General features: G+C 45.9%; 15 protein-coding genes and 1 tRNA gene. 1 reads left to right on the top strand and 15 read right to left on the bottom strand.

Features of this window, described 5'->3' with window-relative positions:
- Positions 1-10 precede the first annotated feature (10 nt).
- The 3 genes from ACZ444_RS01020 to spoIIE all read right to left on the bottom strand — a co-directional run bounded on the left by ACZ444_RS01020 (position 11) and on the right by spoIIE (position 4241).
- Positions 11-943: a protein kinase domain-containing protein gene (locus ACZ444_RS01020; RefSeq protein WP_382358093.1), complete on the bottom strand. Its 933-nt coding sequence runs from the start codon at positions 941-943 to the stop codon at positions 11-13.
- Positions 912-1652: a VWA domain-containing protein gene (locus tag ACZ444_RS01015; RefSeq protein ID WP_382358092.1), complete on the bottom strand. Its 741-nt coding sequence runs from the start codon at positions 1650-1652 to the stop codon at positions 912-914. The genes ACZ444_RS01020 and ACZ444_RS01015 overlap by 32 nt, the downstream gene beginning before the upstream one ends.
- 135 nt (positions 1653-1787) lie before the next feature.
- On the bottom strand, positions 1788-4241 hold the full coding sequence (spoIIE, locus tag ACZ444_RS01010; protein ID WP_382358091.1) for a stage II sporulation protein E: 2454 nt from the start codon (positions 4239-4241) through the stop codon (positions 1788-1790).
- A gap of 240 nt (positions 4242-4481) precedes the next feature.
- Between spoIIE and ACZ444_RS01005 the strand changes: the two genes are divergently transcribed.
- Positions 4482-4555, top strand: a tRNA-Met gene (locus ACZ444_RS01005).
- Positions 4556-4643: 88 nt separating this feature from the next.
- On the opposite strand, the gene ACZ444_RS01000 is transcribed toward ACZ444_RS01005, so the two are convergent.
- The 12 genes from ACZ444_RS01000 to ACZ444_RS00945 all read right to left on the bottom strand — a co-directional run bounded on the left by ACZ444_RS01000 (position 4644) and on the right by ACZ444_RS00945 (position 15885).
- Positions 4644-5024: a S1 domain-containing RNA-binding protein gene (locus ACZ444_RS01000; protein WP_382358090.1), complete on the bottom strand. Its 381-nt coding sequence runs from the start codon at positions 5022-5024 to the stop codon at positions 4644-4646.
- Positions 5025-5097: 73 nt separating this feature from the next.
- Positions 5098-5478 (bottom strand): FtsB family cell division protein, encoded by a 381-nt coding sequence (locus ACZ444_RS00995; protein ID WP_382358089.1) that lies wholly within the window; start codon positions 5476-5478, stop codon positions 5098-5100.
- 4 nt (positions 5479-5482) lie between these two features.
- Positions 5483-6082 carry a spore cortex biosynthesis protein YabQ gene (gene yabQ / locus ACZ444_RS00990; RefSeq protein ID WP_382358088.1) on the bottom strand — a complete coding sequence of 200 codons (600 nt, stop codon included), beginning with the start codon at positions 6080-6082 and terminating at the stop codon, positions 5483-5485.
- Positions 6079-6390, bottom strand: a complete 312-nt coding sequence (gene yabP, locus ACZ444_RS00985; protein WP_382358087.1) for a sporulation protein YabP — start codon at positions 6388-6390, stop codon at positions 6079-6081. Before yabP ends, yabQ begins: the two co-directional genes overlap by 4 nt.
- A gap of 54 nt (positions 6391-6444) precedes the next feature.
- Entirely contained in the window at positions 6445-6702 is a 258-nt protein-coding gene (locus ACZ444_RS00980) for an RNA-binding S4 domain-containing protein (protein WP_382358086.1), read from the bottom strand.
- A 5-nt stretch (positions 6703-6707) separates the two neighbouring features.
- The gene (gene yabN, locus ACZ444_RS00975) at positions 6708-8159 is read right to left on the bottom strand and encodes a bifunctional methyltransferase/pyrophosphohydrolase YabN (protein ID WP_382358085.1); all 1452 of its coding nucleotides are present in this window, start codon (positions 8157-8159) and stop codon (positions 6708-6710) included.
- Positions 8159-9745 (bottom strand): putative polysaccharide biosynthesis protein, encoded by a 1587-nt coding sequence (locus ACZ444_RS00970; RefSeq protein WP_464433510.1) that lies wholly within the window; start codon positions 9743-9745, stop codon positions 8159-8161. Before ACZ444_RS00970 ends, yabN begins: the two co-directional genes overlap by 1 nt.
- Positions 9746-9901: 156 nt before the next feature.
- A complete protein-coding gene (gene spoVT / locus ACZ444_RS00965) occupies positions 9902-10435 on the bottom strand; it encodes a stage V sporulation protein T (RefSeq protein ID WP_382358083.1) in 534 nt (177 codons plus the stop codon).
- 165 nt (positions 10436-10600) lie between these two features.
- Positions 10601-14143 carry a transcription-repair coupling factor gene (gene mfd, locus ACZ444_RS00960; RefSeq protein ID WP_382358082.1) on the bottom strand — a complete coding sequence of 1181 codons (3543 nt, stop codon included), beginning with the start codon at positions 14141-14143 and terminating at the stop codon, positions 10601-10603.
- Between the two features lie 128 nt (positions 14144-14271).
- Entirely contained in the window at positions 14272-14502 is a 231-nt protein-coding gene (locus ACZ444_RS00955) for an anti-sigma-F factor Fin (RefSeq protein WP_382358081.1), read from the bottom strand.
- Between the two features lie 112 nt (positions 14503-14614).
- Positions 14615-15175 carry an aminoacyl-tRNA hydrolase gene (gene pth, locus ACZ444_RS00950; protein WP_382358080.1) on the bottom strand — a complete coding sequence of 187 codons (561 nt, stop codon included), beginning with the start codon at positions 15173-15175 and terminating at the stop codon, positions 14615-14617.
- A 77-nt stretch (positions 15176-15252) separates the two neighbouring features.
- Positions 15253-15885, bottom strand: coding sequence for a 50S ribosomal protein L25/general stress protein Ctc (locus ACZ444_RS00945; RefSeq protein ID WP_382358079.1), 633 nt, complete (start codon positions 15883-15885; stop codon positions 15253-15255).
- Between the last annotated feature and the right edge of the window lie 65 nt (positions 15886-15950).

The following is a 15950-nucleotide window of genomic DNA, read 5'->3' as shown; positions in this document are numbered from 1 at the left end:
TGACAAAATGTCACATTACAAACAATGAGGAAACATAGTAAAAAAGCGCTGCCAGAAAGATTCCACTGCCCTCAGCAAATGCCGGGGGTGCTGTTTTGCTGTCATAGGCGTATGCAGAGTGCCTTCTCCGGCTCTGTTTTTGAGTCATAAGTCGTATAACATCACGCCGCATAGCCGCACTTGTCGAGTAGTAGCCGAGAAGCGCCTTTTTAAGCGGCGCTTTGCAGGCGCGAAGCAAGCGGGCATCATTTATTTTTTTCATTAAAGTTGCCTTGGGATTCGTACCTTTTTGAAAGTGATTTGGATACTCGAGCGTTAAAAACACCATGGCCAATGCGAACAAATCATAACTAGGTTCAGCTTTGCGTGAACCCATTCCCCAATAACCGCGATCATAGAATTCCGTATACTCTTTGATCGATCGGCCCATTTTTGTTGTCCCGCCGACATCGATCCAGCGTATTTTTGGCGGCTTTGCAAGCACAAGGAGATTGTCTGTTTTCAAATCCCCGAAGACCCAGCCGGCCTGATGCAGCCGTTCCAGGTCGTCGAGCAGCTGCAGCAGCAAAACACCGATCCATTTAGATCCATGTTTCTTAATAAAATGGCCTAATGGTTCACCCTGCAAGAACTCCATGACATAGAATGCGTATTTTTTTTGCGGCGCTGCCGTCCAGTCGTCAACATCGATTAAAGAAGGCCCAAGACGGGTGCCTTGGACCTTCTCAAGTGACTTTAGGACATTGACTTCCATCATCATGGATGTTGAATTGTCACTGATTTTCAGAGCGGCTTGCCTATCGCCATACACACACAGATAGACTGTGCCAACTGCTCCCTGACCAAGTTTTTTTTGTATCGTATAACGGCGCTGATGCCACTTTCCGGTAATAACGGTGCCAGGTCTGATGCTAGGACTCTGCTTCTTCCACGTCTGCTTCATCGTTGCTCCTCAGCTTTTTTAGCAAACCTTTTTTGCTGAATTGGTGCATGGCTTCCCGTATCGCCGGACCTGTTGGCGTTATGCCGCCGCTTGTCAGTTTAGGAAACACGCTGTTGATGCCATCCAGCCTGGGTGACCAATCAAGAACCTTACCAATGTTTTTGCGCTTTTCCGGAAAATTGTAAATGGCAAAGCGGTTGCGTCCGATCCGGGCATTTAAGCTAACCGATAAATCGGTCAGAGCTTCTTTGACAGTAGGGAGCTTATCATGCATGCTGGCACTCGTATCTGTCAGCACAAGCACCTCCAGATCAGATGTCTCGCCCATATCTTCCACGACTTCCATGATTTCGCCCCGTTTCGCCGGTTCTATTTCATCCAGTGTCTGGTCCGGGCCGAGTATCTGCTCCAGTTCCTGATTGACAACACCCTGCAGGGTCTGAGTCATCGACTGTTTTGTGACAGTTTGGACAGTCTGGGCAAGCGCCTCTTTATAAACAATCTGGCTGATGCCGCTGCCAGATGAGGCAATATCCTCCACTTCCTGCAGTCCTGCAGGCTTTTCTGTCTGATCATCACCAAGAATACCAATAACATTAACGGTTATGCCCTGCTGAGCTGCAAGTGCGGCGGTTACTGACGGATCCTCTCCTCTGTTGGAACAGCCGTCTGTGATTAATAGAATTTGTTTTAACGTCCCTTTTTTCACCTGACATACCTCCCTTTTTATCCACTACCATCATCACCACAATGACTGACGGATATACGTATAAAAAAAGCAGCTCGTATGCACCACGAATCGGAACAATAGCGAACTGCTGTATCATTAGCCAGACAGGGCCATCTAAGTTTCTCCGGCTGCAGCTGGATAAATCGGGATCGATGTCCACTGCGGTGAATTCTTGGTTACTTTCGCCACAACCACCGTCATATCGTCGTTAATAGCTCCCTCACCTGTCCGGACAGCTTCCTCAAGTATTAAATCAGCGATGTCCTGGGGGTCAGCAGTCTCCATAGTCCGGATCCTCTGTTTCAGCCACTCATCCGTACTTTCAGCATGTCTCGGTCCTTCCAGGATACCATCACTCATCATGACTAATATATCCCCCGGCTGCAGCTGTTCACCGACAATTTCCACATCAAATTCCTGAATGATCCCCATAGGCAAATTACTTGCCTCAACATGAATAATCTCATCACCCCGTTTAATAAAACTTTGTGTCGAACCGATCTTCAAAAACTGAACGAATGCATTATGCAGGTTAATCACCGCGAGATCGAGAGTGGCATACATCTCATCTGTTGTGCGCAGGGATAAGATTGAATTAATTGATTTAATCGCCACACTTTCCGGAATCCCTGTCTGTAAAATCTGCTGCAGCAGCCTTAAGGTCTCCTCGCTTTCTTCACTGGCACGATGACCGTTACCCATGCCGTCACTGATCGCCATAGCATATTTGCCTTCTCCAAGTTCAATGGTCCGGTAGCTGTCGCCGGATACAAGACCACCGCCCTTTGCGGCATTGGCAATCCCAGTATCAATCACATATTCCTTTGCTGACCCAAATACCAATTGACAATACCCATTCGGAAACGGTGATACCTCCTCTTGTTTCACAACAATCATTTCATCTAAAATATCAGACAGGACAGGAGCGATCAGCTTTGATCCCTCCCCGCGATAATCATAAAAAGACAGTGTCATTTCAATGTCGACATTTCCTTTTTCCAGCCGGTAAATATCCAGTTTTTCCAGCACAATCCCCATATTTTTTAACGTGCTGATGATCTGCATTTCCTGCGTTTCATGATGTTCACGTTCTTTCATAATTTCATTTGCAAAGTCCTCCATGACCTCTGAGACACCCTGCAATTGATCGGAAACAAACCGCTTGCTTTCCGTCACCTGTTTTTGCAATTGTTTGTTGGCCTCGAATACGGACATTTCTTCCCGCATTGTATTTAATACTTTTTTAGGTTTAACACAGTGATTCTCAAATGCACGAAGCGACTTATGATTTGGTTCATTTCCTTGTTCAATGTCACCCTTCAGATCCTCCATTAACGAATACGTCTTATCGAACTGCTGCTCCCAGCACCGTTCCTTTAAAAAACAGGACTGGCACGTTTTTTCCGTTACCTGACTCAGAAAATAATCAGTCTCACGGCTTCCCGAGTTATCATCGTTTGCTTGTTCCGCTGTCGAAAAGCTTTTCGACAACGCCTCGAATACATTGGAAAATTGCTCAACACGTTTAGCTGTGACATTACGGACTTTCTGCAAATATTGTTCCTGATCCTGGGTATGCTCCTCTGTCCCAGGCACATACCGTGACAGTTTTTTGATCCAGCTTGATGGTGTTAACAGAAACAGGGCAATCGCTATAAGTGTTTCCGTTATAGAAGGCAGGATGCTCGCCGCATCAGCATACAGCACAACCAGAAACGTTCCGACCAGAAGACCGGCACTGACACCGATTTTGTTGCCTTCTTTCAAGAGACCTCCGAGCAAACCGGAAAAAGCAAGCAAACTCATTTGGTAAAGGTTGGCGACATTGGCCAGTGATAAGATCAGGCCAACGACAACACCGACTGTCGATCCGATGGCCGCCCCGCCCACAAATGCCAGAAGCAGGACAAAATACCGGGAAAAAATTTGTTCGATTGATGCCTGATAGACGTCCCAGCCGATTGTTCCGGTCAAAATCGATGCCAGAAGAATAATCAGACAGACAATCTCCTCATTTTTTAAAGTAAGTTTAAAACGCTGTGGTGATAATAACGGGATACTCTGCATAAAGATAAGAACAAGAACCGTTCCTAAAACGCCTTCGACTGTCAAAAGCATCCATTCATAGGATGTCAGCTGTCCCCATACCGAATCAAGAAACAGACGGGGAGCGGCAGTGGCAATAAAAACAAACAGCGGTATTAGAATCTGCTGCTTGTTCACATGTTTAAAAATGCCCGCCAGCAACACAAAGAGGAGCATAGCCAGAGCGATAAAGGCACTGTGAGGCAGGGAAAAGGTAAACGCGCCGGCCAAAATAGCTGCCATCACTTTGGGTGCCTTTTCTCGATGGATAACCCAGACTGCCGCCAAAAATGCAATGGCAAACGGTGATACAACCGACAGAATGACAGCTCGTCCAAGCAAAAAGCCGGCAAGGTAAAACAGCCAGCTCTTTTCAAAGAGTAACTTTTTCATGGATGCAGCGAACTTCATATAACCTTTTTTCCACCAGCCCTGCTGAATGTTAACTCCCTTGGATTCCATTCCCGAGACTGAATTGATCATAGTCTACCACTCCTTCTTGCCATTCATTTAAACACATGCAGCATTCGTTTTTTGTCAAAACATCGGAGCGTATTCCTAAAATCGTTCGACTGGTTTCTTCACTGATAAAAGTTTTCTGCACTTGCCCTGCGTATTCTGTTTAGTGTTGTCGGCTTTTCGACTGCGAGTGGATAACCACATAAATGTTTTCCATTGACACAAAGTGATTGCTGTTGTAAGATGTTTTCTGTGAGTGAATTTGGCGGTGTAGCTCAGCTGGCGAGAGCATACGGTTCATACCCGTAGGGTCGGGGGTTCGAATCCCTCTACCGCCATCAAAACAAAAAGCAGGTGCCACATTTGGAATGTGGCACCTGCTTTTTTAGCATCATTTAACATCAATGGTTCATAGACAGCAAACTGTTAGTCCCGTTTAGCACCTCTGCCTCCGCGTTTAGATTCCGTATGCTTCTTCAATGAGGCTAAACGGTCTTCCGAATCTTTGAGAAACTTGTTCATTTTCGATTCAAACGATTCCGAACGCTGCTGATTCTGCTGACGTGGCGGCCGGTCTTTCGCTTTTTTTATGGAAAGGCCAATCTTCCCATCATCCTGGATATTGAGCACTTTGACCGTAACCTCGTCACCGACGCTCAAAAAGTCGTTAATATCTTTCACATACGTGTCAGCAACCTCACTGATATGCACAAGACCTGTTTTACCTTCCTCAATCTCTACAAAGGCCCCAAAGTGTGTGATCCCGGTTACTTTACCCTGCAGCTTGCTGCCTACTTCGATTGACATAAAAAAAGTGCTCCTCCTTAGAAATTTAACAGATATACTTCTTATATATTATAGCCAGTTGTGTGAAAGTGTGTCAATAATCGGGCTTTTCTCCAGGGATATTGAAAATTAATTCATCTTTTTTAGAGAAGAAATAGTTTGTCCGTGCGATATCCAGGACATAGTCCTCGTTATTAAGCAAATCAATTTCATTCCGAAGACTGTCTTCTTTATCCTCAAGTGCAGCCAATTCACTTTGCAATGCTTCGTGCTGTTCCTTTTTTTCCGTATAAAGCGCTTGCTGATTAACATGATAAACCGCCAGGCTGCCAATAGCTAGGGCCATCAGAAGTGAAAATAGAACCAGCCGGCGTATCAGCCGTTTTTTCTTGCGGGCCTGTCGTTCGACATAAGCATCATACTCCTGCATATAATGTGATTCCAGCCGAGTCACATCTTTCTTCTGGAATGGCACAGGCCTACCTCCTTTTGAACATTATGTGTTGGATCCATTTTTTGCATCTATTCTTTATTGTACTATAAAATCCTGCTAATTTGTGTATCTTTTTTTGTATTGTTTGAGGAAGCATCTGGAATCCCAGTCGCAACAGCCAAGAAACCGGCACCCAAAAGACCTTCAGGATAAAACGAAGCAAATGCCACAGCCATTTGCCCATAAACCCGACGGCTGCAAGCAGCAATTGCACGCTAAACACAATTGGAGTCACGATGACCGCCCTGATAATCCGCGTCAGCATACGATGAATTGCCGCCATAACATAAATGACATACTCCAGCAGCCGTTTATACAGACTAGCCGCAAGAGCTTGGTAGATAGCAAATCCCAGTACCAGGGCTGCAAACACATAGAAACGCAGCTCACCGCTGTTGACCCGGAACAATATGTAATACAGCAGCAGGGTCTGCGTCAGCCAGAAACTGATTTCCATAACATAAACCAGAAAAGCACGTTCCCGCCAGTAGATGGAAAGACGCCGAAATGTCTCCAGCGCCATTCCCAGCCAAAACCCACCAGCTGCCATGGAAATCATGGTCAAAAACTGCACATCAAGTGTCATTTGAATAACTTGCTAAAGAAGCCTTTAGCTTTCTCCTGCTGGTGCTCGTCAACATAGGAAAGCTCGTACACCTTGCCCTTAATCGTAACCAGGCCGTCACTTACATCCAGATTTTTCATATGCAGATTCTGGCCGCGGACAATTAAGTAGCCCATGACAGTCTCCAGTAAAAATTCCTCATTATCAAAACTGTCGACTTCTTTGACGCCGGTTATTTCCAGATCTTTGCGGTTATTCATTTTGACCGTATGGCTGTCTTGTGTCGCATATGTCTGCTGTTTAACAGACTGCTGTTCATAGTCACTCATATGCCTCGCCCTCCAATCACTATTACTGTATGACAGAAGGGACAAGGATAGAACCTAATTCACATGTTCTTCATGGGTCACCCGGTACATCGTTTCGGCTTCATCTTTTTTCGCATCTTCTCTTAAATTTGTCACGTCCAGCGTAACCACTTTCTGGCCAAATTTAATCACCAGTTCATCGCCTTCAGAAAGAACAGTCGACGCCTTTGCCGGCTGTCCGTTTATCGTAATCCGCCCCTGGCCTGCAATTTCTTTAGCCAAGGGTCTGCGTTTAACAAGTCTTGAAACCTTTAAAAATTTATCCAGCCGCAATCCAATCACTCTCTTTCCTTTGCTTGATTCCAGTACAGATCCATTTCTTCCTGTGATGTCTGATTCACCGTTTTCCCCTGCTCATTAAGAGCCTGTTCAATAAAGGTAAAACGCGACATAAATTTCGTGTTTGCCTGCTGGAGGGCTAGTTCCGGGTTGATGCTGTAACCTCGCGCCAGATTGGCAATGACAAATAAAACATCGCCAATCTCCGCCTCGATCTCCGTGTGCGTTTCCTGGCGAATAGCCACCTGCACCTCGTCCAGCTCTTCCTGGAACTTCTCCCATATGCCTTGGATATCATCCCAGCCAAATCCGACTTTGGCAGCCTTCTTCTGTAATTTGAACGCCTTAGCCAGACCAGGAAGACCAGCTGGCACCCCATCTAAAACAGACGTCCGCGTTTCGCCTTTTTCTTCCTGTTTCAGTGCGTCCCATGTCTTAGCAACGTCTGGCTCGGTTTCAGCCGACTGATCAGCAAACACATGCGGATGACGATGAATCATTTTGTCAGTCAGCGAACGTATAACATCATCGGCCGTAAAATAGCCGTTATCGTCACCAATCTGACTATGCAGCATAACCTGCAGCAAGAGATCACCCAGCTCCTCCACTATACCGTCATCATCCTGCTGATCAATCGCCTCCAGTAACTCATAGACTTCCTCGATTGCATACATGCGCAATGACTCATGTGTCTGGGCACGATCCCAGGGACAGCCGCCAGGAGCCCGCAATTGTCTGATCACCTCGCGCATCTGGGCAAATGTATGATGAAGCAAGGCATCCGGTACAGGCGGAATATAAATAGATGTGAGATTATGGACATCCGTGAAGGAACGGTCCAGCTCATCCAGCTGCACATCTGTTATCCTTTCTTCAAAGCTGCCAGCTGAGGCAACAATTTTGACTGGGTAATCGTGCGGCAGATCCTCCAGCAGGGTCAGTTTAACATTGGCTGCGGTCATCTGATCATAGACCTGAGCGAACACAATATGATGACGATAATCCAATTGCCGCCGTTCAAAATGAAGGCCATCAACAAATTGCAAGCCATCGATCGGGTCAATTTTAAGTGAAGCGAATAACGCATCAAGATAACTGTCTCCGCCAATGATGTTCACAGGCACCTCATCCTGATCCAACAGCAGCTGAACGGTCTTCTCCGCCAGCATAGGATGACCCGGAACCGCATAGACAAGCGACTGCTGCGCGGCCGTCATCAGAAGCGTATCAGTCATTTGCTGATAGACGTCCGCAAATTGATCCATTTCCTCATAAATATAATCAAATGACTGGAAACGGATATCCTCTTCCTCGAATTGTCTGACTGCCGGATGATCAGCTGTGCGCACATAAACAGCTGATGTCTGGCTCTTCAGTTTCTTATAAATACCAAGCGGCACCTGGTCTAAATCACCAGCACCAAGTCCAATAATATCGATTGTATAGGCCATTAGGAATTCCTTTCTTTATGGAGTCGAATGAATAACCAGCCAAGCGGCAGCCGCGACAGATCCTGCTCACGGAAAGCCCCGAGACGCAGCAAAAGGCCAGAATAAATCGCCGCCCCCGCAAGCGCCATTGTGATAACGTAAACAGCTGAACCGGCTCTTGAGACAATTGGGCCTGTCAGGTAATGAACTCCCAGAATAAAACCGATCATGCCTGCCAGAGCAAGCAGAAGCGCCAGCCAGTTAACCTGCTGCAGCACCTTTAATTCGGGTAATTTCCGTCTCAGAGAAACGATCATCAATCCCGCGAACATCGTTAAGCTGAGAACAGTAGCCAAAGCGCTTCCGGTGATCCCGAAAAAAGGAACCAAAGCATAATTGGCTGTCCATTTTAGGCAAAAAGCAATGGCAACAAAAGCGGCCGTCCGCTTCATATAGCCTAAGCCCTGCAGAATTGAGGCAGCAGTTATCCCAATCGAGCTGAGAAAAACTGCAAGCGCGAGCAGTCTTAAAGCATCTGTCCCGTTTGTATTCTGAAACAGCAGCCGGTTGGTTTCCGGAAAAATTATGATCAATCCAGCAGTCGCCCCAATCGCTAAATAAAAGCTGATTAAACTGGCACTGCGAATCAACTGATGCATCATGTCAGGTTCTTGTTTTAGCTTATCACCCGATAGAGCGGGAAGCAATGCCAAAGCAAATGACGAACCAAGTACCGTACCAAGCTGGATAAGCGGCTGCCCGCGATCAAAAACACCCTTAGCCTGTCTGGCATCATCGACAGATAGACCGTATGCCTTCAGCCCCGGGACAAGGGTGAAGGTATCTGCTAACTGAATAATCACAAGCACCATCTGATTCAAAGCCGCCGTCGTACCTAAAACGACAAGCGTTGTCACATAATACCGCCAGGGAACGGAGAACCATTCGTCTGTAACCGGGTGGTAATGGATAAGAAACCCAAGCAGAATCATCACAGCAGCGAGAAGGCCAGCACACGAAGCTGCAACAGCCCCTGGACCAATCGTGTAGACAGGCTGCTGCCACAGGTATACCCCTGCCGCTGCAGTGATGATCACACTGAGACGCAGCAGCTGTTCACTGATTTGTGAAATGGCAGTTGCCTGCATCAGCCCGATTCCCTGAAATGTCCCGCGCAATAGAGCCGGTAAAGGAATCAGTAAAAAAATCCACGAAGCCAGCCGATAGGTCTGCACCAGTTCAGGATCACCTGTCATCATAGCGATTTTCGGGGCACTCAAGTACATAATAATCCAAATGCTTCCGGCTATAACTGATAATAACACAAACACCGGAATATAAAACGAACGCCAGGAGAGACTCTGGCCCCGCGATGTGATAACCACAACTATTTTAGAGACAGCAGAGGGAAAACCATATAAAGCAAGCATCATAGCAATACTCAAGAATGGATAGATCTGCTGATAAACGTAAAAACCGGTATCCCCTGTTAAATTCTGCAGCGGGATCCGGTAACCGGCACTCAGCAATTTACCAGCCATGCCGGCCAGCGTTAGCCATACAGCTCCCTTAAGCAATGTCTGCTGCGTCGGTTTGTCCTTTTCCATGTTAAACCCTTTCCGGCTAAGTAATGCCGGTATCCAGTATAGCATAAGCTTAAAAAGACTGACCCGAGAGCAATCATCCAATCATACAAAAAAGTGCCATCGCTAATAAGCCATGACACCTTTTCGTTCTTCGCTGTTCATGTAAGAAACCTCTAATTACTCCATTTGCCGGGCCAGGAAGCTGGCAGCTGTCTGAACTGACTTTTGCTCAACTTCCGTCAGCTCGCCTTCTCTTGCAAACAGCACCACACAGCCAACTGGATCACCGTTCGCAATAATTGGACTGATGCATAACGCAGCCAGATCTTCATCCTCCCCGCTGATCAGCTGAGCTGTAACAGGTTCTGTTTGAAATGACGGCGTACGATCTTCCATAGCCCTTTCCGGTTGTAAACCGATGCCTTTATTTAAATAGTCATTTTTGGAATCGCCGGCTACAGCAATAACTTCATCACGATCACAGATCATTACTGGGTAATTAAGCGATTCAAACAATGCCTCGGCATACTCTTTAGCAAATGTGCTCAATTCATTAATGGGCGAGTATTTCTTTAAAATGACCTCAGATTCACGGTCAACAAATATTTCTAATGGATCACCTTCACGGATACGCAGCGTTCGTCTGATCTCTTTTGGTATAACCACTCTGCCTAAATCATCAATACGGCGTACAATTCCTGTTGCTTTCATCAGTCTGGAGCCTCACTTTCTGCGATGTTTGTGTCTGGTGTATGTATTCAGTAGTTTTCCTTAATGAGAAAAAAACACCAGTTGTGGGTTTAGTATGAATCATCCCCGCTCGACTATACATCTCTCTAACACCAGAATTCAAAAACAACGCACTGAAGCGACATGTCAAGAACCAGTGTTGCTTTCCTGCCGGTTAACCTCAGATAACTGACTGATGAAATTTTCCAGAACGTCATACCGCTGCTGCTCAGTATCCCGTGTCCATTTATACAGTACTTTCAGTTTGCTTCCTTCTGTCCCCAGCTGCAAACCGCGGCCAAACTGATTCGCCAATTCAAACAGCTTAGACCCATCAACTTCCTGACTGCGGTTTTCACTTATAAGCATTTCCAATTTGCCAGGTCTTTCAGTAATAGACTCAACCCGCTGCTCTTTTGCCTGCCGTTTAAGTGATGTTACTGTGAATAAATTAGCAATTTCTTCAGGATAATCACCAAAACGATCGATCAGCTCATCCTGCAGGTCCCCGATATCATCCGCCGACGAGACAGCCTGGAATTGTTTATAAATATCAATTTTTTGTTTTTCATCAGAAATATAAGATTCTGGAATATAGGCATCCAGCGTTAATGCTAACTCCGGTTCAAACGTTTCGATTTCATCAAGCTTTTTGCCGGTTTTACGAGCTTCAATGGCTTCCTTAAGCATCTGTGAATACATATCAAATCCAACCGAATCGATAAATCCGTGCTGATTGGCGCCAAGAAGATCACCTGCACCGCGGATGGACAAATCACGCATAGCAATTTTAAAACCAGAGCCAAGTTCTGTGAATTCTTTGATTGCTTCCAGCCGTTTCTCAGCCACTTCACTAAGAACTTTATCCTGCTGGTAAGTGAAATACGTGTAAGCAACCCGGTTGGAGCGGCCCACCCGTCCTCTCAGCTGATAAAGCTGACTGAGACCCATGCGGTCTGAGTTATTAACGATTAGCGTGTTGACATTTGGCATATCAACACCTGTTTCAATGATTGTTGTACTGACCAGTACATCATACTCACCTTCCAGAAAAGCGACAATGATATTCTCCAGTTCCGTTTCATTCATCTGGCCATGAGCCACAGCGATCCGGGCATCATCAACCAGCATTCCTAAATCTCTGGCAACCTTATCAATATCATCCACGCGGTTATGAAGGTAAAACACCTGGCCGCCGCGAGCCATTTCACGCTCAACCGCTTCACGCACAAAAATCGGGTTGTACTCCATGACATACGTCTGGATGGGAAAACGATTTTCCGGAGGCGTTTCAATCACTGACAGATCACGGACTTCAAGCATTGACATATGCAATGTGCGCGGAATCGGGGTTGCCGTCAGTGTCAGGACATCGATATTGGATTGCAGCTGCTTGATCTTTTCCTTATGTTTAACACCAAATCGCTGTTCTTCATCCACGACGAGTAAGCCCAGGTCGCGGTAGGTGACATCCTTGGACAGTAAGCGATGGGTGCCAATCACAATATCAATCGTACCCTTACGAACACCCTCAATTGTTTCCTGCTGTTCCTTTTTGGAACGAAAACGGCTTAGCATGCCAATCGTGACAGGCTGATCCTGGAATCGCTGACGGAGTGTTTCATAATGCTGCTGAGCCAAAATCGTTGTCGGGACCAGAAAAGCAACTTGCTTGCCGTCTACAATAGCTTTGAAGGCAGCCCGTATAGCCACTTCGGTTTTCCCGTAACCGACATCACCGCACAAGAGACGGTCCATCGGGCGTTCCTTTTCCATGTCCGTTTTAATTTCGGTTATACACCGCAGCTGATCGTCCGTTTCCTCATAAGGAAAGGCTGCTTCGAATTCCTGCTGCAATTCCGTATCCTCACTAAAGGCATATCCTTTTCGTGCCTCGCGTTCAGCGTATAGTTCAATGAGATCATCCGCAATGTCCTCCACATTGGATTGGACTTTTCGTTTAACTTTATTCCACTCACTGCCGCCCAGTTTATACAGCTTAGGCTCTTTGCCCTCAGAAGCGACATATTTCTGCACCAGATTAATCTGGTCGATCGGAACATATAATTTGTCATCACCCGAGTATTTAAGCAGCATAAAGTCGTTATGCTGGCCATTCATCTCCAGCGTTTCAATCCCTAAGTATTTACCAATACCGTGGTGTGCATGAACAACAAAGTCGCCCACTTTAAGCTCTTGATAGCTTTTGATCCGTTCAGCATTCGAGATATTCTGTTTTTTACGCGGGCGTTTGGTTTTTTGTGTTTTAAACAGTTCATTTTCTGTAATCAAAACCAGTTTATGCATTGGAAATTCGATGCCATTGGTGATATTGCCAGTCGTAATTGTTGGACGTGTCACAGGGAGCTGCAAGTCTCTTGTGACGTTTGCTTCAATCCCATAGTCCAGGAAAATCGATTGAATTTTTTCTGCCCGCTCGGCATCTGGTGCCAGAACGACAACTGAAAAATCACCTTTTTCCCAGCGCTGCAGTTCATTTTTAAACAAGTTCATCTGACCATGAAATGCCTGCATTGTTCGTGTCGATAAATCAACAATGTTTTGCGGCTGGGTGCCACTTATATGACGCAAAAAAACCGACATATAAATACGCTGGCGGTCAAGACCTTTCCAGACTGTATCCCAGTCATAGGAAAAATGACTGTCCCGCACCATTTTATTGGATTCCAGTAAGGTGCTGTACCATTCCGCTTCCTCTTTATCAAGATTGGTGGCCGTCTCCTGAATCCGGCTCATTTCATCCAGGATAATCAGACCATTTGACGGCAAATAGTCTAACAAACTAGCTGGCTTATCATAGAAGAAGCCAATATACTGATACATCTCCTGGAAGGATTCTAAATTTTTAAACCGCTCAACTGCATAGTCAATTGTCTCAGAAAGTGTTTCTTTGGCTTCGTCTGAAGACAGCTTTTTCAATGATGCCGCCAATGCCGTCTCAAGACGCTGAGCTGTTTGCAGTCTGTCTTCTTTTGTCAACAGCATTTCCGTTGCCGGCCCAATCGTGATGGCTGTCTTTTTTTCCAGTGAACGCTGGCTGTCCGGATCGAATGAGCGTATGGAATCGATTTCATCATCAAACAATTCAATACGCAGAGGATGCTGCTCTGTTAAAGGATAAATATCGATAATCCCGCCACGCCGGCTGAACTCACCGGGTGATGTCACCATCGATGCACGTTCATACCCCATATCTACCAACGACTGCAGATAAGCATCTACATCAATTTCTTCCCCTGTCGAAAAAGGCAGCTGGTATTGATACCAATAGTCGGGCGGTGGCAGTATGCGTTTCAAAGCAGCCACAGGAGCTATTAAAATGCCCGATCGCGTCTCTGACCATTCTGTCAGCGCCTCAATTCGGCGGGCCTTCAATTCCGGACTGGCTACAGCAATTTCAGACGCAATCAGTTCATTAACCGGATATAAGTGCACTTGGTCCTCACCTATAAAGTCTGACAGGTCATCATACAGCTGTTGAGCCTGATCGAGCTGATTTGTCACCAGCAATACGGGTCTCTCGAGTGATGCGTTGACAGTCGAAGCAAAAAGACTTCTGGCCGACCCTGAGAGACCTGCTATCAGCTGCTCCTGCATGCCCTTGGAGATCCCATCAATGACAGATGCTATATCTTCCTTAGACTTTAAAAAATTCTGAATACCGTCCATTTTTTCCCACCTGTTTACGTGCAAAAATGCCTTGGTTTTTCATCAATAGAACGCGTTTAAGATAGTTAATCGTCCTATCCCTGAACCACTTTTAGGGATAACCAAAGCTTTTGACTTAATATATGATATTACTGTATAAAATAGTCCAATTCGTGATAATGCGGATGACGGCTGAGTGATGCTTCACAATGCTCACATATAACTGTTATCCGCATACTGCCATCTGCTTCATAGCTAAGCATATCACGTTTTTCCTCTGATGATAATTGATCGAGCCCGAGCATCGTATCATCCGTCATTTGCTCGTCAACTCGCCCAATCTCCCGGCTGCAATGCCGGCACTCATAAATAATTGCCATAACAATCCTCCTCGCATAAACAATCGGTATCCCCAAGTTTATCCGAAAAACGTATAATTATACCGTATGCAGCTATGCAAGAAGGCGTGTTACTGAACCAATTATCATTCAGTTAGCTGTTATACGCATTCATAACTTCGGCAAACGGCTGCCGCAGCCACATTTCACACGCATCAGCACTTGTTTGGATGCTTGACTGGACATCGCTCTTTTCCTCACTGGCGAAAGACTGCAAAACATAATCCACCACTGACATGGCTTTATCTGGTTTGCTGATTCCGAACCGCAGTCGTTTAAATTCTTTCGTGCCTAAGTGATCAATGACTGAGCGGATGCCATTATGACCCCCGTGTCCGCCTGTATGGCGCAAACGGATTTTGCCTGTGGGCAGATCAAGATCATCGTAGATTACCAGCAAATCTTCTGGGGTTAATTTATAAAAGTCCATTAACGGCCGTACTGATTCCCCCGAAGCATTCATGTATGTTTGCGGCTTAAGCAGAATAACTTTTTCGCCATCATGCGTTTCCACGGTGGACACACCTTCGAATTTATCTTTTTTTAACGTCCACTGGTGACGTTCAGCCAGCTCATCAATCACCATGAATCCTGTATTATGACGCGTTTTATCAAATTTTTTGCCTGGATTGCCAAGGCCTGCGATACACTTCATGTGACAACTTCCTTTAAGCCATATTTGAATGTAGCGGAACCCTCCTATTAGCTGACCAGGAGGGTTCCGCCTTTAAGTTATTCGTTGTTGTTATCATCTGATGCATCAACCAGTTCAGGTTCTGCATTCTCATCCGTTGCCTCGTCTGTATCCTCGATGGTATCCGGCGGAATAACGGTTGCGATAGCTGTATCTTCTTCATCATTGATTTCATAGCTGGCTGAGTGAGGCAGATCACTGACTGACAGTGTATCACCAATGTTCAGCTCAGAAACATCAACGGTGACCGTGTCCGGAATATCAGCTGGCTTAGCCCGTACCTGGACTTCATATAACGGCTGCTGGAGAACACCGCCTTCTTTTTCACCTGCTGGTTCGCCATCAAGCGTAATCCCTACGGACACATCCATCGCCTCGTCCATATTAACAATATAGAAGTCCGCATGCGTCATCTCATCTCTCAGCGGATCTGTCTGATACTGATGCAGCATGACATCAACCGGCTGTTCGTTCTCAACAGCAAGGGAAATAATCGCATTCCGGCCTTCATCACGAATCGTTTTAACCAATTCGACATTGTTGACCGTAATGGCCTTCGACTCCTTATTTTTACCATAAACAACAGATGGAACGTCACCATTTGCTCTAATCTGTTTTGTTACGGATGTTTTTAGGTTGTCGCGTTTCTCTGCTTTTAATGCTACTGCCATTTCCATCACCCTCCATTAGTCAAGACCCGGATTCTGCCGGGTCTCCTATGGCAAATTTTATTCTA

Source organism: Lentibacillus kimchii (assembly GCF_055381965.1).
Note: the sequence above shows the minus strand (reverse complement) of the source record. Positions and strands in the feature narration are given on the sequence as shown.

What these genes read in the sequence shown, in the direction of transcription:
- ACZ444_RS01020 (WP_382358093.1), bottom strand. Translation starts at nt 943, where the DNA reads ATGAAGCAGACGTGGAAGAAGCAGAGTCCTAGCATCAGACCTGGCACC.
- ACZ444_RS00970 (WP_464433510.1), bottom strand. Translation starts at nt 9,745, where the DNA reads ATGGAAAAGGACAAACCGACGCAGCAGACATTGCTTAAGGGAGCTGTA.
- yabP (WP_382358087.1), bottom strand. Translation starts at nt 6,390, where the DNA reads ATGAGTGACTATGAACAGCAGTCTGTTAAACAGCAGACATATGCGACA.
- pth (WP_382358080.1), bottom strand. Translation starts at nt 15,175, where the DNA reads ATGAAGTGTATCGCAGGCCTTGGCAATCCAGGCAAAAAATTTGATAAA.
- spoVT (WP_382358083.1), bottom strand. Translation starts at nt 10,435, where the DNA reads ATGAAAGCAACAGGAATTGTACGCCGTATTGATGATTTAGGCAGAGTG.
- ACZ444_RS01000 (WP_382358090.1), bottom strand. Translation starts at nt 5,024, where the DNA reads ATGTCAATCGAAGTAGGCAGCAAGCTGCAGGGTAAAGTAACCGGGATC.
- ACZ444_RS00945 (WP_382358079.1), bottom strand. Translation starts at nt 15,885, where the DNA reads ATGGCAGTAGCATTAAAAGCAGAGAAACGCGACAACCTAAAAACATCC.
- spoIIE (WP_382358091.1), bottom strand. Translation starts at nt 4,241, where the DNA reads ATGATCAATTCAGTCTCGGGAATGGAATCCAAGGGAGTTAACATTCAG.
- ACZ444_RS00955 (WP_382358081.1), bottom strand. Translation starts at nt 14,502, where the DNA reads ATGGCAATTATTTATGAGTGCCGGCATTGCAGCCGGGAGATTGGGCGA.
- yabN (WP_382358085.1), bottom strand. Translation starts at nt 8,159, where the DNA reads ATGGCCTATACAATCGATATTATTGGACTTGGTGCTGGTGATTTAGAC.
- mfd (WP_382358082.1), bottom strand. Translation starts at nt 14,143, where the DNA reads ATGGACGGTATTCAGAATTTTTTAAAGTCTAAGGAAGATATAGCATCT.
- yabQ (WP_382358088.1), bottom strand. Translation starts at nt 6,082, where the DNA reads ATGACACTTGATGTGCAGTTTTTGACCATGATTTCCATGGCAGCTGGT.